Annotated in this window: 14 protein-coding genes; 13 read left to right on the top strand and 1 reads right to left on the bottom strand. The window is 53.3% G+C overall.

Annotated elements, in window-relative coordinates:
• Positions 1-29 precede the first annotated feature (29 nt).
• A complete protein-coding gene (locus CRP01_RS32650) occupies positions 30-944 on the bottom strand; it encodes a tetratricopeptide repeat protein (RefSeq protein ID WP_099154283.1) in 915 nt (304 codons plus the stop codon).
• A gap of 373 nt (positions 945-1,317) precedes the next feature.
• Here CRP01_RS32650 and CRP01_RS32655 point away from each other — a divergent pair, with 373 nt between their 5' ends.
• The 13 genes from CRP01_RS32655 (at position 1,318) to CRP01_RS32715 (ending at position 20,712) form a co-directional block, all read left to right on the top strand.
• Entirely contained in the window at positions 1,318-1,965 is a 648-nt protein-coding gene (locus CRP01_RS32655; protein WP_099154284.1) for an FMN-dependent NADH-azoreductase, read from the top strand.
• Between the two features lie 216 nt (positions 1,966-2,181).
• On the top strand, positions 2,182-2,643 hold the full coding sequence (locus CRP01_RS32660; RefSeq protein ID WP_143473632.1) for a GreA/GreB family elongation factor: 462 nt from the start codon (positions 2,182-2,184) through the stop codon (positions 2,641-2,643).
• A gap of 337 nt (positions 2,644-2,980) precedes the next feature.
• Positions 2,981-5,536, top strand: coding sequence for a zinc-dependent metalloprotease (locus CRP01_RS32665; RefSeq protein ID WP_222845872.1), 2,556 nt, complete (start codon positions 2,981-2,983; stop codon positions 5,534-5,536).
• A 264-nt stretch (positions 5,537-5,800) separates the two neighbouring features.
• Positions 5,801-6,673, top strand: a complete 873-nt coding sequence (locus CRP01_RS32670) for an EboA domain-containing protein (RefSeq protein WP_143473633.1) — start codon at positions 5,801-5,803, stop codon at positions 6,671-6,673.
• A gap of 167 nt (positions 6,674-6,840) precedes the next feature.
• Positions 6,841-7,764 (top strand): TatD family hydrolase, encoded by a 924-nt coding sequence (locus CRP01_RS32675; protein ID WP_099154288.1) that lies wholly within the window; start codon positions 6,841-6,843, stop codon positions 7,762-7,764.
• Positions 7,761-8,681, top strand: a complete 921-nt coding sequence (gene eboC / locus CRP01_RS32680; protein WP_222845873.1) for a UbiA-like protein EboC — start codon at positions 7,761-7,763, stop codon at positions 8,679-8,681. The genes CRP01_RS32675 and eboC overlap by 4 nt, the downstream gene beginning before the upstream one ends.
• A gap of 289 nt (positions 8,682-8,970) precedes the next feature.
• Complete coding sequence (locus CRP01_RS32685; RefSeq protein ID WP_099154289.1) at positions 8,971-10,170, top strand: 3-dehydroquinate synthase; 1,200 nt, start codon at positions 8,971-8,973, stop codon at positions 10,168-10,170.
• Positions 10,171-10,180: 10 nt separating this feature from the next.
• A complete protein-coding gene (gene eboE, locus CRP01_RS32690; RefSeq protein ID WP_099154290.1) occupies positions 10,181-11,386 on the top strand; it encodes a metabolite traffic protein EboE in 1,206 nt (401 codons plus the stop codon).
• A 99-nt stretch (positions 11,387-11,485) separates the two neighbouring features.
• Positions 11,486-12,880, top strand: a complete 1,395-nt coding sequence (locus CRP01_RS32695) for an alkaline phosphatase family protein (protein ID WP_099154291.1) — start codon at positions 11,486-11,488, stop codon at positions 12,878-12,880.
• A gap of 129 nt (positions 12,881-13,009) precedes the next feature.
• Positions 13,010-13,666 carry an NAD(P)-dependent oxidoreductase gene (locus CRP01_RS32700; protein ID WP_099154292.1) on the top strand — a complete coding sequence of 219 codons (657 nt, stop codon included), beginning with the start codon at positions 13,010-13,012 and terminating at the stop codon, positions 13,664-13,666.
• A 600-nt stretch (positions 13,667-14,266) separates the two neighbouring features.
• Positions 14,267-15,679, top strand: coding sequence for a group II intron reverse transcriptase/maturase (gene ltrA, locus CRP01_RS32705; protein WP_099154293.1), 1,413 nt, complete (start codon positions 14,267-14,269; stop codon positions 15,677-15,679).
• 398 nt (positions 15,680-16,077) lie between these two features.
• The gene (locus CRP01_RS32710) at positions 16,078-19,137 is read left to right on the top strand and encodes an ELWxxDGT repeat protein (protein WP_099154294.1); all 3,060 of its coding nucleotides are present in this window, start codon (positions 16,078-16,080) and stop codon (positions 19,135-19,137) included.
• Between the two features lie 57 nt (positions 19,138-19,194).
• Complete coding sequence (locus CRP01_RS32715) at positions 19,195-20,712, top strand: choice-of-anchor Q domain-containing protein (RefSeq protein ID WP_170110630.1); 1,518 nt, start codon at positions 19,195-19,197, stop codon at positions 20,710-20,712.
• Positions 20,713-20,716: the final 4 nt, after the last annotated feature.

A 20,716-nucleotide genomic window follows, 5' to 3' on the forward strand; every position in this document is an offset into this window, starting at 1 on the left:
CACATTTCCACTTTCACACATTTCCACATCTACAACCGCACCAGATCCGCTTCCGCCGCAATATGCCCAAACGAATTCCAACCGTCTGCCTCAACGATCTCCGTAAGCTGTTCGCGAGCAATCTCCGTATGACCATTGTAATAATGCCAGTTCGCTACCCCGTAACGGACGGCATCGTTGGCAGAAAAAGAATCGTTCGGATCGATCAACTCTTCTTCGGAGAGTTCCCCCTGGTAAAAACGACAGAGCTTCCAATAAGACCCGTTCTCGATGATATTCATATCGGCGTGGATGGGATCAAGGGCCGCTTCGGCTGCGGCTTCATCGCCCATTCTCCGCAGGATCATGTAAATCCAGTGGGTGCTGGAGACGAGATTGTCGTCATTTAGGCCCAGGTCCCGACATTTGGTAAAAGCGGTGAGGGCATTTTCCCAATCCTGTTGCAGATAGTAGGCCAATCCCAGATGATACCAAATGTTGCTGTGCAGCGTGGTGAGTGGAATATTCCGGGCATTGGGCATGCCGTCCGGCTCAATCTCATCTTCCGTCCCTTCAATCAGCGTAGCAGCCCGTTCCAGATCCGCGATCGCTTTATCGAATTCCCGCACGGTAATGTAGCGATGCCCGCGGTGCCGGTAGAGCACCGGTGCATCCGGATACTGTTCGATACTCCGGGTATAGATGTCGATGGCATCGCGGTAAAAGCCCGGATAGGCCGTTCGGCGGCCAAACCATACAATATTGTCAATGGTCTCAGGATCTTCCTGGTATTTGGCTTCCGCTTGCTCCATGTCCTCCAGCAACTTATCCGGGGGCGGAGGGGAATACAAAGGCGCTCCCGTGAGTGCGGTAGCTTCCGGAGTCGGCTCCTCCGAGGGCGCTGGTGAAGGCGTACACGCAATTAGAAAAAGTAGTGCGAACAGGGAAGCGAAATTTTTCAGCATGGATCGGATATTTGAGGGTGTTAGATATAAGAAGTGAAGCTGTCCTTTGGATTTGGGAAACCTTTGCCCGGACTCCGGGAAAAATATGGTAATGGATCTGCGAGTAAAAAAAGATCCCCGAAGATCTGACCCTGAAGATAAAGATTAATTCAAACGGTATGAAATAGAAAATAAATTGTTCCCGGTACTACCTTAACTCAGCTTATTTGATTTTCTTTAGGAACGCTCCACAACAGTCCCGTCAATTCTCTCTTTTTGCAACTATTTGCCTTCTTCTGATCTATGTCATGGTCGTATCTGACGCTCCATCGACCTCGTGCTCTATGCATTCCCCGCTACGCTTTCTTTGAAGATCTAACCTAAACATTTACTTATGAAGATCTTACATCTAATCGCTTCGCCGCGGGGCGAGCAGTCGCGTACGTTGGCTATTACCAGAGAGTTCATTGTTGCACTGCAGGCCAGGCATCAGGAAGTTGCAGTAACCGAACTGAATCTTTTTGAAGTGGAGCTCCCACCGGTACACGGTGATGCCGTTGCCGCCAAATATGCCCTGATATCCGGGCAGGAGCTCAACGAGAAAAAAAGGGATAGTTGGCGTAGAATAGCAGAGTTGGCTAATGATTTTATGGCTTTCGACGCCTATGTGATCTCCGCGCCCATGTGGAACTTCACGATCCCGTATGTGCTGAAACACTACATCGACGTGATCATGCAGGCCGGCATTCTTTTTCAGTTCACGGAGCGAGGCCCCATTGGACTGGCTCAACACAAAAGAATGGTCTGTATCTGCTCCAGAGGGTCGGATTACGGACCGGCCAGTCCGCTGAACTCACTGGATTATCAGGCAACCTATCTTCGGGCTATTTTTGGATTTGCCGGTATTCAGGATATTTCTTTTATCAATGCGCAGCCGCTGGACCTGAATCCGGACCTGACCCGGGAAAAGCTGGAATTGTCCAAGGCAGAAGCCCGGCACCTGGCTACCAGTTGGGGGGAATTAATCGGTAATATGTCATAAAAACGACTCGGTGAGGAACCATAAGCTGATGTCCTTTGGGACCGTTATAAGGTCGTGCAAAAATGCAGGGATATTAAGCCCCGGCCTTTGGGGCGGCTTATGGTTTATCACTTAAAACCTTACATTGTGCGGGCTAAGGGTACGACTGGAAATGACAATCACCATTTGTTTGAAACCAGTGTATTCGAAATTCAAAACCACTTACTGCTCCGCAATATGAGTGAACCACTTTTCCTGAAACAGCAGCTTTTTGAACACTGTGATCAAAAGGTCCGGCAGCAAATTGCAGATTTGGAAGCTGCGCTGGCCTCCGTGGAGGAATCCCGCAATAATGAAACCAAAAGCAGTGTCGGCGATAAATACGAGACGGGCCGGGCCATGATGCAACAGGAAGAAGAAAAGTACCGGACCCAACTCGCCAATGCCCTCCACCTGAAACGGGTACTGGAACAGATCGACCCGGAGCGCCGGTGCGCCAGAGTGGAAGCCGGAAGCCTGGTGATCACCAGTGCGGGCAGGTATTTTATCTCAATCGGACTGGGCAAGATCCGCCTGGATGACGGACTGTACTATGCGATCTCTACGGAAGCGCCCGTGAGCCGGGAATTACTGGGCAAAAGCCCGGGTGACATAATATATTTCAACCAAAAGCAAATTGAAATTTTAGATATTTCATAAAAAATTACGCTGTAGAGGTAAGTTATTTGACATTTTATCAAAAAATCAGAATTCCCACAGATTTCAAATCCATTTCTCCCTTATCTTAGGCCGCCATTAAAATTCCTATCCTATATCCCAAAGATCATATACGGTTCCAGGTACTATTCCACAAACCGCGCATCCTTTCCGGATCCAATTTGTTAGTACCGGAGCAAAACGATAGCACCAGGCCGCAGTCGACTATCCGGTACGGTCTGTACGGACATTTGAATGGTCCGCGCTTTTATTAAAACGCTTATAATTTTCCAATCAAAAATGGCAACGGTCCGGCCCGCCGGACGGCCACAAAACTAGTATGATGAAATCTACTCTGAGATCACTGTTCTTCCCGTGCCTGATGCTTTTGTGCCTGGCACTGGCACCTACCTCGGTGGACGCCCAACGGGGCGGCCGACCGGGAGCAGCGGCGGCCGACAATTCCGAAAAGAAGGACAGCACCGACAAAAAGAAGCCAAAATCCTTCGACGAGATCATCACCGATGAAGCCAAATCCATGGCCGGTATGCTCACCGTGCACGAAGTAGACGACAAGTTTTACTTCGAGATCCCCGATTCCGTTTTCGGCCGGGATATCATGGCGATCACCCGCATTTCCAAAGCGCCGACCGGTGCCGGATACGGGGGAGAGCAGGCCAACCGCGAAGTATTTCGCTTCGAGAAAGGTCCCAATAAAAAAGTCTTCGTCAAGATCATCGATTACGTTAACGTAAGCGCCGATACTACTCAGCCCATAACCACCGCGGTGACCAATTCGAATATGCCGCCCATTGCCGCCGCTTTCGATATCAAAGCCACCAGAAAGGATACTTCCGTGCTGATCGATGTGACCAGCTTTTTCGGTGAACCCAACCAGGCATTCAACCTGCCGGCGCGTACCGAACAGCGCTACAAATTGCGCAAGCTGGAAAAGGATCGTTCCTACGTAGAAAGCATCCGGGCCTATCCGATCAATGTGGAAGTGCGGGCCGTGCGGACCTACAGTGTAGCGCCACCGTCTACGGGTGGTGGTAGTTCCAGCGGCCGGAGCCGTACGGTAGATCTATCCGCCGGTCTTTCTTCCGGTGCGGTAACTTTCGAGATGAACACCTCCATGATCCTGTTGCCGAAAGTACCGGCCCGCCGGCGTTTCTTCGATCCCCGCGTTGGGATCTTTGCCACCGGGTATACGGTTTTCGACGGTGAAGGACAGCGCGCCAAACGGGAAGTCTTCACCGTACGCTGGCCGCTGGAAGCCAAAAATGCCGCCGACGCCCGCCGTCAGCAGCAGGGTGAACTGATCGAACCGAAAAAACCGATCGTATTCTACATTGACCCGGCTACGCCGAACAAGTGGCGCTCTTACCTCAAGCAGGGCGTAGAAGACTGGCAGGTCGCTTTCGAACAGGCCGGCTGGAAAAATGCCATCCTGGCGAAAGACTGGCCCGAACAGGATACGACCATGAGTCTGGAAGATGCCCGCTTCTCCGTGATCCGCTATTTCGCTTCCGAAACCCAGAACGCTTACGGACCGAACGTACACGATCCCCGTTCCGGTGAGATCCTGGAGAGCCACATCGGCTGGTACCACAACGTGATGCGCCTGCTGAAGCGCTGGTACACGACCCAGACGGCAGCGGTGGATCCCAATGCCCGTAAAAACGTTTACGATGACGAACTAATGGGTAAACTGGTTCGCTTTGTGGCGGCCCACGAGGTAGGACATACCCTCGGATTGCGTCACAACTTCGGCGCCAGTAGCGCTACGCCGGTTGAAAAATTGCGCGATGCGGCCTGGCTGGCGGAAAACGGTCATACGTCCTCCATCATGGACTATGCCCGCTTTAACTACGTAGCCCAGCCGGGAGACGGGGTAACGAATCTCTTCCCCGGGGTCGGCGCTTACGATCGCTGGGCCATCGAGTGGAACTACAAACCGATCTACGGCACCGATTCGGCCGATGAAGACAAAAAGATCCTCAATAAATGGTATCTGGAAAAAGCCGCCGACAATCCGTCGCTGCACTTCCTCACCGAAGCCAGTACCTACGATCCCCGGGCCCAGAGTGAAGACCTGAGTGATAACGCCATGGTCGCTTCCGAATACGGGATCGAGAACCTGAAGCGCATTTTGCCGAACGCGATCGACTGGACCAAAGAAGAGGCGGAATACTACGAGATGGCCGAAGAACTGTACGGAGATGTATTCGCACAGTACCGCCGCTATATCGGTCACGTGACCAAGTGGGTAGGGGGTATTTTCGAAAATCCCAAGACCTACGATCAGGAGGGTATCGTCTACGAACCCGCACCGGCTGCGATGCAGAAGGATGCAGTTTCCTTCCTGCACCGGCACCTGTTTAACGAGCCGACCTGGCTGCTGGACAAAAAGATCACACCGATGATCTCGGCGGATCAGGGCGTAAATACCATCTCTAGCCTGCAGGCTTCCACACTGCGTAACCTGTATAGTACGGATCGCCTGCAGCGACTGATCGAGGCAAAATCTGCCTTCCCGAACGCTTACGGACTGATGGATTTCTACCAGGATATGGAAAGAGGGATCTGGGCGGAGTTGAACAGCGGGGCTAACCCGAACGTTTTCCGCCGGAACCTGCAGAAGGTCTACCTGGAGCAAATGATGAAGATGCTCGAACCGGCCGAGGGATCTTCCGGTGGCGGCAGTTCTTTCCGTCGCTCTACCGCTTCGGTGAATCCGGTGGTGACGGATATCACTTCACTGACGCGGGGTACCCTGGAAGACCTGCACGAAAAACTGGAGAAAGCCGCCAAACGGACTTCCGATAAAATGACGGAGTACCACTACGAAGACTGCATGCAGCGGATCGAAGAAGCGCTGGATATGGAAGATTAAACGGAACCGGCTACCGGCTGAGATCCGTTACGGATATATTGGACCCGCTTACCTTTACCCGGTAAGCGGGTCCTTCGTTTTTGGAGATAACGGGGGAAGCAGGCCGGTTTTGTAACTTATCGGTCATGCTGATATTGCTCACCTCCTCACATTTCGCTAAGTTCCCAACTATTGTTTACCTTTGAGGGCATTAATAAAATGAGTTCCGATCCGCCCGAATGGCTTGCCAGACAAGCGGGAAAGAACAACTAGATAGCAAGGTTAATGTCTAAGAATATGGTTGATCTGCCTCTGGCCCAAAGCTACCTGAGGAAGATCCTGACTGCGATCCTTTCCACTCAGGAGCAACAATGGCTAAACGATAAACACGAACTGCTCACCACCAATCCGGAAAAGGGAGATTTCCATTTAACTTTTTCTGCGGTATCGCGTTTCATCCAAAGCAGGCCCATGGAGCTGGCGGCGGCGGAACGGGAAGCAGCCGACGACATCTGTGCCGGCTGGCGTCCGTACCTGTGGACGACCGATCGGACCTGCCGGGTTTATTTCCTGAGCCTGTGTACGCCGGATGCGGCGGATGTGGGAATGGCCTTTATCAAAGACGTTTTCGATACGGCCGATATGAAGGAGCAGGTAGCGATCTTCTCGGCCCTGCCCATCCTGCCGAATCCGGAAGCGTTTGCTTCGCTGGCCGTGGAAGGGTTGCGTACCAATATGGCCCCGGTCTTCGATTCGGTGGCCCTGGACAATCCCTATCCCAAAACTTTTTTCGGGGAAGCTGCCTGGAACCAGTTGTTCCTCAAAGCGGCTTTTATGGGACGGCCGCTGTACCGCATTGAAGGCGTAGCCAAACGGGCCAATGCTGAGCTGTCGCGCATGATCCTCGATTATGTACACGAGCGCTGGTCGGCCGGCCGCGATGTAAGTCCGGAGATCTGGCGACCGACTACCGGCCTGTTGAACGATGAACACCGCGAGGCACTGGAAAAATTGCGTGCCTCCGAGCAGGAGCTCCAGCGGGTAGCCGCCGAGCTGGTCCTTTCCGGCAACGAGCAGCCGCTCACTATGGACGGACAGGAGTGGACCTGGGAAAAGATCGGGCGGGCGCAGGAAGGTATTACCGCCGGCAATGCCTAATTTAACGCAGACCAGATAACCGGCGGAGGATCTCAATTGAACGGATTATTTTCCGCCCAGCGATAAAATACCATATTCTACGTGCTCCCCTGAATATCTCAATGTTTGTAAAACGAAAAACGTAGGATTTCCGCTTAGGGAAATTTTACCCAGACAACTTTAATAATATGAGCGAAGGAAAGAAGTGGAAATGGATCGATCCACACGTACACATGACCTCCCGTACCACCGATGATTACCAGGCTATGGCCGATGCGGGAATTGTCGCAATGATCGAACCGGCTTTCTGGCTGGGCCAGGCCCGTACCGAAGTGGGGTCTTTTAAGGATTACTACAGCAGCCTCGTCGGTTGGGAGCGGTTCCGGGCCAGCCAGTTCGGGATCAAACACTACTGCACCATCGGGTTGAACTCCAAGGAAGCCAATAACGAGGCCCTTGCCGAGGAGGTGATCGACCTCTTGCCCAAGTTTGTGCTGAAGGAGGGGGTAGTCGGTGTCGGTGAAATCGGTTACGACGACCAGACCAAAGCGGAGGACAAATACTACCGTCTGCAACTGGAACTGGCTAAAAAAGTAAACCTGCCGGTACAGATCCATACCCCGCACCGGGATAAAAAATCCGGTACGATCCGCAGTATGGATGTATCCGAAGAACATGGTCTGGACCCGACCTGGGTGATCGTGGATCACAATAACGAAGAAACGGTTAAAGAAGTACTGGATCGCGGCTACTGGGCGGCCTTCACTATTTACCCCTTTACCAAGATGGGGAACGAACGGATGGTGGAGATCGTCAAAGAATACGGTTCCGAACGGATTATGGTGAACAGTGCTGCGGACTGGGGGATCAGCGATCCGCTGGCCGTACCCAAAACCGCCCGCCTCATGCTGGAGCGCGGCATTTCCGAAGCGGATGTGCACGCGGTATGCTACCAGAATGCCCTGGAGGCCTTCGGTAAAAGCGGCCAAATAAAGGAAGAGGACTGGAGCGGCGAAGAGGGCATCGATCAGCGGGCGCTCTTCAACGGCAATTCCGTACTGAGAGGGGGCCAGAAACCGCAGGTTGATGATCCGAATATCGTAATCAATTGAGTAGCCTGCGTTCTTCTGCTATCTGGCCGTATTTACTCCTGATGCGACCGGCCAACCTGATCACCGCCATCGCCGATGTAGCGGCCGGGATGGCCGTTGGGCTGATCCTGGCCGGAGGGGAAAACATCTGGAAGGGTCTCCAACTGGCCTGGGCGGATTACTTTTTGCTCTGGATCGCTACGGTCGGTCTCTACGGCGGTGGAGTGGTGTTTAATGATATTTTTGACCTGTCCATCGACCGCGTGGAACGACCGGAACGACCCCTGCCCAGCGGGGCCGTCAGCCTGCAGCAGGCAACTACCCTGGGGATCGGCTTGTTATCAGTAGGGGTGTTGGCCGCTTTCGCCGTCAATGTGATTGCCGGTGGGGTAGCAATATTGACCGCTTTTCTGGCTTTACTGTACGATAAGGTCGGCAAGCATCACCCCTTTTGGGGCCCATTGAATATGTCGCTTTGCCGTGGGGCGAATCTGATGTTGGGCGTGAGTGCCTTTCCGGAGAGCCTGAATTCTGCGGCCGTGCTGATGATCCTTCCGGTTATTTATATCAGTTCAATCACGCTGATCAGCCGGGGCGAAGTCGGCGGTGGCAACAAAACCCACCTTACCCTGGCCGTTATCGGTTACGCCCTGGTGGGAGCCATACTGCTAAGCCTTGACTACCTGTTTCCCTATAATACACTTAATACCCTGCCCTTTATTATTGCATTTTTTGCCCTGGTTTATCCGCCCTTGTTTCGGGCCCGGAACAGCCAGGAAGCCGGAGATATCCGCAAAGCGGTCAAAGCCGGAGTGATCACACTCATTCTGCTGGACGCCGCGCTGGCGGCCGGTTTTACGGATATCGGTTACGGTCTGTTGATCGCCTGTTTATTGCCGGTATCTTTAAGGCTGGGTAAATTTTTCGCAGTGACCTGAATTCAGCGTGACCGGTCTATTAGTGAGGAACATTAATAATTTAAAACCAGAAATGACTGAATTTCACCGCAAAGTCGCCAAAACGCTAAGCTTTTTAATGTCGCAAAAGATCGAAAAATTTGCTGATGCAAATTTTCTCGAAATAAGTCACTGTAAAACTTCGCGGCTTCGCGGCCTTCGCGGTGAAAACAAGCATTATTAATTTTCAATGTTCGACAACTAAAGACCGATACCGAAACAGCATACAATCTACAAGATCGGCCGGAGGCCGGAGATACATAACTTCATCATGAGAAAAATAGATCAGTCCTTTTCAGTCCCATTTCGCTATCAGGTCCTTTTTACGGAAGGACTGTTTAAGTCAGATAATACCTGCCTGGTCGACACGATTACCGCAGGGCACAGCCCGCGGCCGCCGAAGATCCTGGTGGTGGTAGATCAGGGTGTGCAGGAACACCACCCGCTCTTGCTGGCCGATATCAAGAGGTACGGCAAACAGCATCAGGATAGATTTCAGTTGATCGATGAGATCCTGGTCGTACCCGGTGGAGAACCCGCGAAAAACGATCCGAAACTGGTAGATACCATTCTGGAAGCCGTAGAAGCGCACGGTATCGACCGGCATTCCTACGTATTGGCCATCGGTGGCGGTGCGGTGCTGGATATGGTGGGTTACGCGGCCTCGATCGCGCACCGCGGAGTACGCCTCGTGCGGGTACCGACGACGGTGCTGTCGCAGAATGACTCCGGCATTGGAGTGAAGAACGGGATCAATTTCTTCGGTAAGAAAAATTTTCTGGGCGCTTTTGATCCGCCGTTCGCGGTGATTAATGACGCTCACTTCCTGCTCACGCTGGACGACCGCGACTGGCGGGCGGGCATCGCCGAAGCGATCAAGGTAGCCCTCATCAAGGATGCGGCATTCTTCGAGCAACTCGAACGGGAGGCCGTAGCGGTTGCCGGTCGGTCGATGGAGCCGATGCAGGATCAGATCTTTCGTTGTGCGGAACTGCACGCAGAGCACATCCGTGGCGGAGACCCCTTCGAAAAGGGATCATCCCGGCCACTGGACTTCGGTCACTGGGCGGCACACAAGCTGGAGCAAATGACCAATTTTGAGCTCCGGCACGGAGAAGCCGTAGCCATCGGTATCGCGCTGGATGTGATCTATTCTCATCTCGAAGGTCGTCTGGACGAAGCGAGTTATCTGCGGGTGATCCGTTTGATCGAGACGCTGGGATTTTCCCTTTTTGTGCCGGAACTCAAGCAGAACCTGCGCAATCCCGAAAAATTGGATTCCGTGATCCGGGGACTGGAGGAATTCCGGGAGCACCTGGGCGGCGAACTCACCATCATGCTCATCGAAGAGATCGGCCGCGGCGTGGAAGTACACGAAATGGATACGGAACTGATCATCCAGTCTATTGAGAAGCTGGAAGAACTGTCGAAAGCCCGGAAAACCAGTCCGGAAAAGCTCATTCACACTTAAAAATTTCCCTTTGAAAATTTCATCGTCTTCCCAATTGACCTATTGCACCAACATTCACCCCGGTGAGCATTGGTCGGATGTTTGGGAAAGTTTAAAAGAGTATACCCTGCCGCTGAAGGAGCGGATCGCTCCGGAGCAGGATTTTGGTATCGGCTTGCGTCTGTCCAATATTGCAAGCCAGGAGATACTGGAGGGAGACCAGTTACCCGCATTTAAAAAATGGCTGGCGGCCAACGGTATGTACGTTTTCACCATGAATGCCTTTCCCTACGGCGGTTTTCACCGCGAACGGGTCAAGGATGATGTGCATACGCCCGACTGGTCCACGACGGATCGGCTGGAATATACCCGCCGCTGTTTCGATATCCTTGCCTATCTTTTGCCGGAAGGTATGGAAGGCGGGATCTCCACTTCACCGGTTTCCTATCGCTACTGGTTCACCGGTGATCCGGATAAGCTGGCGAAAACCTGGGAGAAAGGTTGTATCCACATGGCGGAGATCGCGTCGCATCTGGCGAAGATCAAGGCCGAAAAGGGCATCCAGCTCCATTTGGATATTGAACCGGAACCGGACGGCCTGATGGAAAATACCCAGGAGCTGATCGATTTTTTCCAGCAGCGCCTGATCCCGATTGGTGGGAAGTACTTACAGCTGAAACTGGGCATCAGTGAGGCCGAAGCTGCCGCCATGCTCTACGAACACATTCAGGCCTGCTACGATGTCTGCCACTTTGCGGTGGTCTACGAAGCTCCGGAAGACACCTTTCGGGCCTGGGCAGCCGCCGGAATCAAAGTGGGGAAAGTACAGATCAGTGCGGCCCTGAAGGCCACCTTTCCCGAGCGGCCCGAAGATCGTGGGCCCATCGTGGAAGCGTTTGAGCAATTGAACGAAAGCACCTACCTGCACCAGGTGGTAGCCCGCCTGCGGGACGGTAGCCATCGTTCCTATAACGATCTGCCCGATGCACTCCCGCAGATCCTGGATCCCGAAACGGCGGAATGGCGCACCCATTTCCACGTTCCGATCTTTATCGATACCTACGATCATCTGTCGGCTACCCGCGATGCCATCGAACTGGTACTGAACAACCACAAGGATATCACCCAACACTGGGAAGTAGAAACCTATACCTGGGAAGTACTGCCCGAAGAGATCCGCTTCGGACTGGTAGACTCTATCGAGAGAGAGCTGCGCTGGGTACTTTCCATTCTTTGATCACAGGGCACTCTGTTTAATCCCGGGCCCGGCAGAAGACGGACTGTTATGCTCTCCTGCCGGGCGAAATTGCCAATACCGTCGAATCGAAATTTCCATATGCCTACCGCTAATAAAACCGTCGTTCTCAATATCGTTGGCCTGACTTCCCGCCTGATCGGGGAGCGTACGCCTTTTCTGCGCAACTGGGTGCAGCAAAAGCAACTGCGGACGATTGATCCCGTTATTCCCGCCGTCACCTGTACCGCTCAGTCGACTTACCTGACGGGGAAATATCCGGGCGAACACGGGATCGTCGCTAACGGCTGGTACTTTGAGGAAGAGGCGGAGGTGAAACTCTGGCGGCAGTCCAATCGACTGGTGCAAAGCGAAAAGATCTGGGAGGCCATGCGCCGGAAAAATCCCGAATTTACCTGTGCCAACCTTTTTTGGTGGTATAATATGTACAGCACGGTGGATTTTTCGGTAACGCCGCGGCCGATGTATCCCTCGGACGGACGTAAGATCCCCGATGTGTATACCTTTCCTTCGGAATTGCGGGATGAATTGCAGGAAGAACTGGGGCAGTTCCCGCTGTTCAAATTTTGGGGTCCCGCCACCAGCATCGAAGTCAGTCAGTGGATCGCCCACTCGGCCATGCGGGTCGAGGAAAAGCACGATCCGACGCTTACCTTGATCTACCTGCCGCACCTGGACTACAACGCCCAGCGCCACGGACCGGATCATCCTTCCGTGGATCAGGATCTGCGCGAGATCGATGCGGTGAGTAAAGAACTGATCGAATTTTACGAAGCCCGCGGTGCGGAAGTGATCGTGCTGTCCGAATACGGTATTACCGCCGTAGATCAACCCGTCCACATCAACCGTGTTCTGCGGGAGGCCGGGCATATCGCCGTGCGGGAGGAATTGGGACTGGAGGTTTTTGATGCCGGGGCCAGTTCTGCTTTTGCCATGGCCGATCACCAGATCGCCCACGTCTACGTTAAAGATAAAGCGGATCTGCCCCGGGTGAGGGCGCTCCTGGAAACGGTGCCGGGGATCGGAAAGATCCTGGACGAAGCCGGCAAAGCCGAACACCATCTGGATCACCCGCGTGCGGGTGACTTGGTCCTGCTGGCGAAACCCAGGGCCTGGTTTACCTACTATTACTGGCTGGATGATCGCAAAGCGCCCGATTACTCGCGGACCGTCGACATTCACCGGAAGCCGGGCTACGATCCGGTGGAAATGCATTTTAATCCCGCCCTGCGCTTCCCCAAAGCCTACGCCGCCGGGAAAGTGATCTTGCGTAAACTGGGCTTTCGCGCTTTGATGGATGTGATCCCGCTGGATGCGGATCTTATCAAAGGGTCGCACGGGTTGCGGCCGGCGGATCGGCTGGACTGGCCCGTGCTGGTGGCTTCATCCGGTTCGGGTCCGGAGGGCGATTCCCTGGCGGCCCATCAGGTATACGAGGTCATCGCCACTCATCTTTTCTCGGAGGCTACTCAATAAAACTGCTGCTTACCACTGGTGCGGACCTCGATCCGTGAAAAAGTTTTAATTTCCCTTTCGATATACATGACCGGTCATTCCTACGGGAATAGACTCCGGCTATATTGATATGGGAAACGGATCTTTAGTATGAAAATTACCCTTATTGGCGGAACGGGAAGAACCGGCCGGGAAATCCTGCAACAGGCCCTGGAGCGCGGGCATGAAGTGCGGCTGATCGCCCGACAGCCGGATATGCTCGGTATCGAACACGAACGGCTGCAGGTGTGGACCGGTATGCCCAATGATCCGGAAGTACTGCAACCGGCCCTTTGCTGTTCCGATGCGGTCCTGTCGGCGCTGAACGTCTCGCGGACGTCCGACTGGCCCTGGGCTCCCCTGCGATCGCCGAAAGATCTGATCTCCGACAGCATCGACAAGATCACCCGCATGATGGCGGTGGAAAACGTTCGCCGGATCATCACTATTTCTGCCTGGGGCGTGAATGAATCTTCGGAAGAAATACCGGCCTGGTTTGCCTGGTTTATCCGCAACAGCAATATCCGTTTTCCCTACCGCGATCACGCCCGGCACGAAAACATCCTGCGGGCAACCGATCTGGACTGGACCATTCTGCGCCCCAGCGGTCTGACCAACGCGCGGGATCAGAAAGAGGTAATTATCAGCAAGCAGAACGTCCCCAAAATGAAACTGACCGTCAGCCGGGAACAGGTGGCCCGGTTTATCCTGGACTGCCTGGAACAGGGCCGACACTCCCGCGAAGTATTGGGCATCTCCGGCGCTTAGCTCGACTTTAGCATTTTGACATTGGGTTCAATCAATAATGAAGAAAAAGGTACATTCTTGGCAATCTAATGGCCAGGGCTACGCCCTTCGCTGCAAAATACATGATGGATCTACAAATATTTCCGCAGCTACGCCGCTGAGGATTATAAGGGCATCGCCCTGAAATATTTAGTGTGCCGGGCATGCCATCACACTAACGGGTGCGAAAGATACGGAAGTATTGCTCAAGTCCCAAGGGGGCCAACTGTCGGGAACCCCGTAGCTAAAGCCAAGGGTGTCTCGGGCGACTGAGAATCTGAAGGAAGGCTAAGGCAAAATCCTGGTGCGGACGCACAGAAACTGAATAGTAGGCCTTTGGATTCGGGGAAGCGTACCATAAAGCGTATAATCCCAACAGGCAGTCGGAGGATCGAAGGGTAAATTCAGCCGCAGCGGATGCAAGTGTGATGGCTTACCCCGGGAGATCTGGCTCACTGGGCCATTGTCGGAGGTACGCGCGAGTACCGAAGAAATCCAGGAGACCAGAAGTCAGCAGAGGGCGTAGTACTCAATTTTTTTTGAGGAAGGCCTGAATTTTCTAAGCAAGGAAGTATTCTGCAAATGAGTAAAAGTGACAAAAAGTCGGAATTGCGAGGGCCATTTGAACAGGGCGATCTGTTCGAAAGCCAAAGCGAAGCGGGGTGGGAAACAGCTGGCGGCACCAGCCGAATCGCCAAGCGGGCCGAGTTGCTTTCTCGCTTACAAGAACAACGTACCTTGACCGTGGGGATCATGGACAAAATATCGGATTATGGGTCCTTAGGCCGAGCCTTTCAGGAAGTAAGACGTAATCAGGGAGCAGGCGGAGTAGATGGAGTGACACTGGCCATGTATGAGCAGGATTTAACGGTTCAATTGACCGGCCTTCACGATCAACTTCGTCAAGGGAACTATCGCGCGGATGCAGTCAGGTTGGTAGAAATACCGAAGCCTAACGGCGGCACCCGCCGTCTGGGTATACCGACAATAGAGGATCGGGTAGTCCAGCAAAGTCTGCTGAATGCGCTGCAACCTATCTACGATCCTTACTTCAGTGAATACAGCTATGGTTTCCGCCCGGGCCGTTCGGCTCATCAGGCCATTGAGCGAGCAGCCGGTTATGTACTGGGCGGCAAGACCTGGGTAGTAGATATTGACCTTAAAAGCTTCTTTGATGAGATCAACCACGACCGGCTAATGAGCCGGCTGAATAAAGCGATTTCGGATAAGAGCGTACTTAAGTTAATCCGAAACTACCTACGAGCAGGTCTGATGCAAGACGGATTGGTCCGTCAACGGCTATCGGGTACGCCGCAAGGTGGTCCCTTATCACCGCTGCTGTCCAATATCGTATTGGACGAACTGGATCGAGAGTTGGAAGTACGTGGATTGAGCTTTGCGCGCTACGCTGACGACTGTAACATCTTCGTGAGCAGTAAACGGTCAGCCGAACGCGTGATGAGTAGTCTGATCCAATTTATCGAGGAGAAGCTGAAGCTGAAAGTCAACCGCGAAAAGAGCGGAGTGAGGCGATGCGATCAGGTCAAGTTCTTAGGTCATACGATCGAGCAGAACGGCAAGATCCGCATCGCTGATGCCAGCGTTGACCGGCTGAAGTTCAAGATCCGAGAAGTGACCAAACGCAACCGTGGTCTGAGCCTTGAGCAGATCATAGCACAGGTCAACCGGATTAATCAGGGTTGGGCGGTATATTACCGCCGGTGCAACACCTGGTTAAGTACATTCAGAGACTTGGACAGGTGGATACGTAAGCGCCTGAGGTGCTATGCTCTTAAACAGCACCAAAGGCGCTATGCGACCTATCGCTTTCTACGCAGTTTGGGAGTAGTAGAATACCAAGCCTGGAATGCAGTCATGTATTACTCGTGGTGGCCAATGGCTAACTACCGTCCGGTGATGAAGGCAATGGGGCTCCAATGGTTCGCCGAACAGGGCCTACGATCTATAGTCGTCATCCAAGCGGGTAAATCTTAGAGAAAACCGCCGTGGTACGTTAAAGCGTATGCCCGGTGGTGTGGGGGGGACGGCGGCTAAAGCCGCCTACCCATCCCGATTAGGGCTGTGGTTTGAATCAGATCGGTGAAGGGCGTAGCCCTGGAGATATCCGACTTTTTCGGATGCTACTCCCCAGGTTCGAAGGCGAACCTGGGCTCCAATGTATTTTCAAACATCCGCTTTAAACCCGGATGTGCATAAATTAAATAATGACTTTACTGAGCATTTGATAGCTCTCATTTATAGAACTGCTTAAAATGCTAAAGTCGAGCTTAAAGCTAGAAGGCGTAAAATAAAAACTGTTAAAAACCGGTCTTTTAAACCAGTTTCTATCTTAGAAAACTCCTCTGATCGAATTTTACAAATAAAAGTAACGCATGAGAACGCCGACTCTGATGATCCTTTTCGCCCTGCTCTTCCTATGTCCAAACGGTCCGGTTCAAGCCCAGGTACTGGTAGCCGATATCAACCAGAACAACGATAGCGCTTTCCCGGAGCATCTGACTACCTGGTCCCAGGGAATTTTTTTTAGTGCCCATACTCCCGAATTCGGCACGGAATTCTTCAAAGTAGCGGGCAACAACTCCCAGGCCGAAGTGCTGACCAATTTTTCGGCACCGGGTGCCTTCAATGCTTTTTACGATCTGGTAATTATCGATGATCAGGTCTATTCGGTGATTTACCGGAGCAGTACGGGCCTCACGGAGATCTGGAGGTCGGACCTGGCCACTAGCGAAAATAGCCTGCTGCTGTCCTTTCCTTCCAACGGTAATGCGAGCGGTTGGAACGGTTATTTCACAAAACTCGGAGGAGAGATCTTTTTCATCATTCGCGATGTCAATTACGATTTTCAACTCTGGAAGACGGACGGCAGCGCGCCCGGTACTACTTTCGTGGCCCCGCTTCCGGATAATTCCTTTCCCGAACAGTTTGTGGCGATAGGCGATCAACTGTTCTTCACACTGGACGATCCGGTCTTTGAACGGGAACTCTGGATGAGTGACGGCACTACTGCCGGTACCCGGATGGTTAAGGACATCGATCCGGCTAACCAGGCTAACGGGGTACATTATCTGACCAGTTTTCGGGGGCAGTTGTGGTTCATTGCGAACGACGGTGCAAGCGGCTACGAACTCTGGCGTAGCGACGGTACCGCAGACGGCACTCAAATTTTTATGGACCTGCTGCCGGGCAGTGCTTCCAGTTCCCCGGCTAATCTCAGGGTGGTTGGGGAGCAGTTATTTTTTGCCGCATCGGACGAAGCCGCCGGCAATGAGCTTTGGGCCAGTGACGGTACTGCTGCCGGTACCCGGCGGGTGAAGGACATTACCCCGGGTAGTGATCACAGTTATCTGCAACATTTCTTTGTGGCCGGAGATCGCTTGTATTTCTCAGCCAGGGACGGCACGCACGGCCGGGAACTTTGGGTGTCGGACGGCACCGAAACGGGGACCTACCTGTTGAAAGACATCCGGCAAGGTAGTCCGGATGGCATAGATTATCGGGTCAAAGGCGTGCAAAACGGCGGCGAATTCTACTTCATTGCCGATGATGGTATACACGGCCCCGAACTTTGGAAAACGGACGGAACGGAGGATGGAACCGTACTGGTAAGGGATATTTTTCCCGGAACCTACGGATCGGACATCAGCGGCCTCGCGGTATCCGAAGGGATCACTTATCTGATCGCGGACGACGGTATGCATGGCCTGGAGCTTTGGCAAAGCGATGGCACCGAAGCGGGGACGGAATTGTACATTGACCTCAATACCGCCAATGCCAGTTCCACTATTTCCGTGATGACTCTTTTTAACGAACATCTGGTTTTCCGGGCCCGGGCCGGGTGCTCCGGGCACGAACCCTGGATCACAGACGGCACGGCCGCCGGGACTTTCCCGGTCAAGGATATTTACCCGGGGCCGGAGTCTTCCAATCTGATCCTGACCACGGTACTGAACGATAAATTCTACTTCACGGCGGAACACCCGGATCTGGGGCGGGAAATCTGGCAGAGCGACGGCACGGAAGCCGGCACCCAGGTACTACTGGATATCGGGGAGGGTACCCGAAACTCCTCTACCGAACGGATCAAACGATTAGGCGAAAATTTGATCTTTAACGCCTTTACACCCGGCGTGGGGGAGGAGCTGTGGATCTCTGACGGCACGACGGAGGGCACCCGCCTGCTGAAAGATATTGACCCCAACGGCCAGTCGCTACCCCTCTTGCCACCGGCAAATTCGGTGCTGGGGGATACCATTTTACTGTTTACGGCTGATGACGGCATGCGCGGCGTTGGACTGTGGAAAACGGATGGTACGGAAGCGGGTACTCAACTGGTGAAGGATGTCAATCGCTATAGCTCCAACGGTTCGTATTCCTATATCAGCGGCATTATAACGCTCGGTGAACTCGCCTACTTCGCCGGAGATGATGGGGTTTCCGGAGAGGAGATCTGGCGAACGGACGGAACGGAGGCCGGCACTTACCGGATTGCCGATATCTTCCCCGGGAGTTTTGGTTCGCGTCCGACCCATTTTACGGCCTTCAAAGGGGAAATATATTTTTCCGCCTTTTCTCCTCAGTACGGCCGGGAGTTGTGGCGAACGGACGGTACGGAGCTGGGGACGGAATTGGTGCAGGACATCAATCCGGGAGGGGAGGACAGCAGTCCGTACAACTTCTTTGTACACGGAGATCACCTATACTTCGTGGTGGGTGTGGATAGTGAGCACGGGACGGAATTGTGGCGAACGGACGGTAGCCCGGAGGGCGCGCATCTGGTAAAAGATGTCCTGCCGGGCCCCGGTAACAGCTTCGTCCGCGATTTTTTTTCGCTGGATACGCTTTTGTATTTCACCGCCGATGACGGGATGCACGGCCGGGAGCTGTGGTCTACCGACGGCACTCCGGACGGTACCCGCATGGTTTTCGACCTCTATCCGGGATCGGGTAGTGGCGATCCGGCGGATTTTATCCGGTATAAGGAATTCATCTATTTCTCGGGAAATGACGGCGTGAGTGGTAATGAATTGTGGAAATATTCTCCTTTCGATAAAGACAATGACGGCTATTTGCCTGGAGAGGATGAGGACGACACCGATCCCACCATTAATCCCGGTGTATCGGACCCTACGGCCCTGGGTGCGGAGCCTTACTGCCCGGATGAAACGCCAACGGCCGTGTGGGACAGTCACCCGATAGAAGTTGTGTTGTTCCCCAATCCGGCGACGGACCGGGTGTCACTGAGTTTGTCCAAATCGGGTAATTATCAGTTGCACATTTCCGATGACCATGGCCGAATATTTATACAACGCCCGGTGCAAGATTCTTTCACTCTGAATTTGGCCGGATTGCCTGGCGGCAAATATTATCTGATATTGCAGGAAGCGGGCAGCGACCGACGGATCGTGAAGAAATTGCTGATCGCTCATTAGAAGACCGGCAATTTGCTCAAAGCCTACGGTAAGATGCATAACCTAAAACCCAACCCTATGAAAATTAAAGAACTGATCCTGCTGCTGGTCGGCCTGGCCGGCTCTACCGGCCTTCACGCCACCAATTATTACGTAGCCAACGGCGGATCGAACGCCAATTCCGGGCTCAGCGCCGCGGAAGCTTTTATTACCATTCAGCACGCTGTGGGGCTGATTGCCGCCGGCGATACGGTATTTGTGGCCGATGGCACTTATGCCGGCTTTGATGTGCGGGACGTGAGCGGTACCCCGGCGGCACCCATCGTCTTCCGGGCCACGGGCACCCAGGCACTTATTAATCAGTCGGGCCCCATCCGCAACGACGGGATCAATGTGGAAAATGCGGATCATATCGTTATCGACGGATTCATTTGTAACAATATGCCCGGTAACGGCAACGGCATTCGGGTGGTATTAGGCGATCACTGTGTGGTACGCAATAATTCCTGTGATAATAATGCCGAACGCGGGATCTTTACGGCCTTTACGGATGACATCCTCATCGAGTTCAATACCTGTACCAATTCGATCGACGAGCACGGCATCTATGTCTCCAATAGTTCGGACCGGCCTATCATCCGGTACAATACCTGCTACGGCAACAACAATATCGGCATCCACATGAACGGCGATCTTTCGGCCGGTGGTGACGGTATCATTTCCGACGCGCAGGTGTACGGCAATATCATATTTGACAATAATCTGGCCGCGGGGATCAATATGGACGGGGTGGAAAATCCGGTGGTCTACAACAATCTCATCTACAATAATCATTCGGCCCAGGGGATCGCACTCTTCCAGCAGGATGGGGCTATTCCCAGCCGGGGCGCCAAAATTTACAACAATACCATCATCGTTCCGGACGACGGGCGCTGGGGAATACTGGTTAAAGCCGGTTCCAATGTAGGCACCGAGATCTACAACAATATTATCATCAATCAACACGCCTGGCGGGGATGTATTGCGGCGGAAAATATCGAGCAGTTCAGCAGTGATTATAATCTGTTGAACGATAAACTCAGTGCCACCGGAGATGGGTCCACAGTACCCCTTAGTGAGTGGCAAGGTCTCGGCTTGGATGAGCATTCCCTTTTGGTCGATGATCCGGAAAATGTATTCGCCGATCCCGGAGGACAGGATTTTCAATTGAAAGCGGGATCACCGGCCATTGATCGGGGAACGGACGCGGTGCAATCCGTCGTTGCGATCGATCTCTCGGGCAATGCCCGTCCGCAGGGTGCAGCTTTTGATATTGGTGCTTATGAGTTCCCGGCAACGGTCGGCACCCAACATCCGCTGGCCGGTCATTTGCGGGTCTTTCCCAATCCGGCCCGGAAATCCTTTACCTTGGAAACGGATGCCGATCTGGGACCGGTCCGTTTGTTACTCCTGCGGGATGCCACGGGGCGGCCGGTAAGGGCTTATTCTTTTTTCAAGCGACAATACGATCTGGACGGGCTGGAAGCCGGATTCTATCTGCTGGAGATCCGGACGGATCACGAACAACCGATCTTACGGAAAATATTAGTTCAGTAGATTT

Origin of the sequence: Flavilitoribacter nigricans DSM 23189 = NBRC 102662 (assembly GCF_002646595.1) — a bacterium.
Taxonomy (GTDB): domain Bacteria; phylum Bacteroidota; class Bacteroidia; order Chitinophagales; family Saprospiraceae; genus Flavilitoribacter; species Flavilitoribacter nigricans.

What these genes read in the sequence shown, in the direction of transcription:
- CRP01_RS32650 (WP_099154283.1), bottom strand. Translation starts at nt 944, where the DNA reads ATGCTGAAAAATTTCGCTTCCCTGTTCGCACTACTTTTTCTAATTGCG.
- CRP01_RS32655 (WP_099154284.1), top strand. Translation starts at nt 1,318, where the DNA reads ATGAAGATCTTACATCTAATCGCTTCGCCGCGGGGCGAGCAGTCGCGT.
- CRP01_RS32660 (WP_143473632.1), top strand. Translation starts at nt 2,182, where the DNA reads ATGAGTGAACCACTTTTCCTGAAACAGCAGCTTTTTGAACACTGTGAT.
- CRP01_RS32665 (WP_222845872.1), top strand. Translation starts at nt 2,981, where the DNA reads ATGATGAAATCTACTCTGAGATCACTGTTCTTCCCGTGCCTGATGCTT.
- CRP01_RS32670 (WP_143473633.1), top strand. Translation starts at nt 5,801, where the DNA reads ATGTCTAAGAATATGGTTGATCTGCCTCTGGCCCAAAGCTACCTGAGG.
- CRP01_RS32675 (WP_099154288.1), top strand. Translation starts at nt 6,841, where the DNA reads ATGAGCGAAGGAAAGAAGTGGAAATGGATCGATCCACACGTACACATG.
- CRP01_RS32685 (WP_099154289.1), top strand. Translation starts at nt 8,971, where the DNA reads ATGAGAAAAATAGATCAGTCCTTTTCAGTCCCATTTCGCTATCAGGTC.
- CRP01_RS32695 (WP_099154291.1), top strand. Translation starts at nt 11,486, where the DNA reads ATGCCTACCGCTAATAAAACCGTCGTTCTCAATATCGTTGGCCTGACT.
- CRP01_RS32700 (WP_099154292.1), top strand. Translation starts at nt 13,010, where the DNA reads ATGAAAATTACCCTTATTGGCGGAACGGGAAGAACCGGCCGGGAAATC.
- ltrA (WP_099154293.1), top strand. Translation starts at nt 14,267, where the DNA reads ATGAGTAAAAGTGACAAAAAGTCGGAATTGCGAGGGCCATTTGAACAG.
- CRP01_RS32710 (WP_099154294.1), top strand. Translation starts at nt 16,078, where the DNA reads ATGAGAACGCCGACTCTGATGATCCTTTTCGCCCTGCTCTTCCTATGT.
- CRP01_RS32715 (WP_170110630.1), top strand. Translation starts at nt 19,195, where the DNA reads ATGAAAATTAAAGAACTGATCCTGCTGCTGGTCGGCCTGGCCGGCTCT.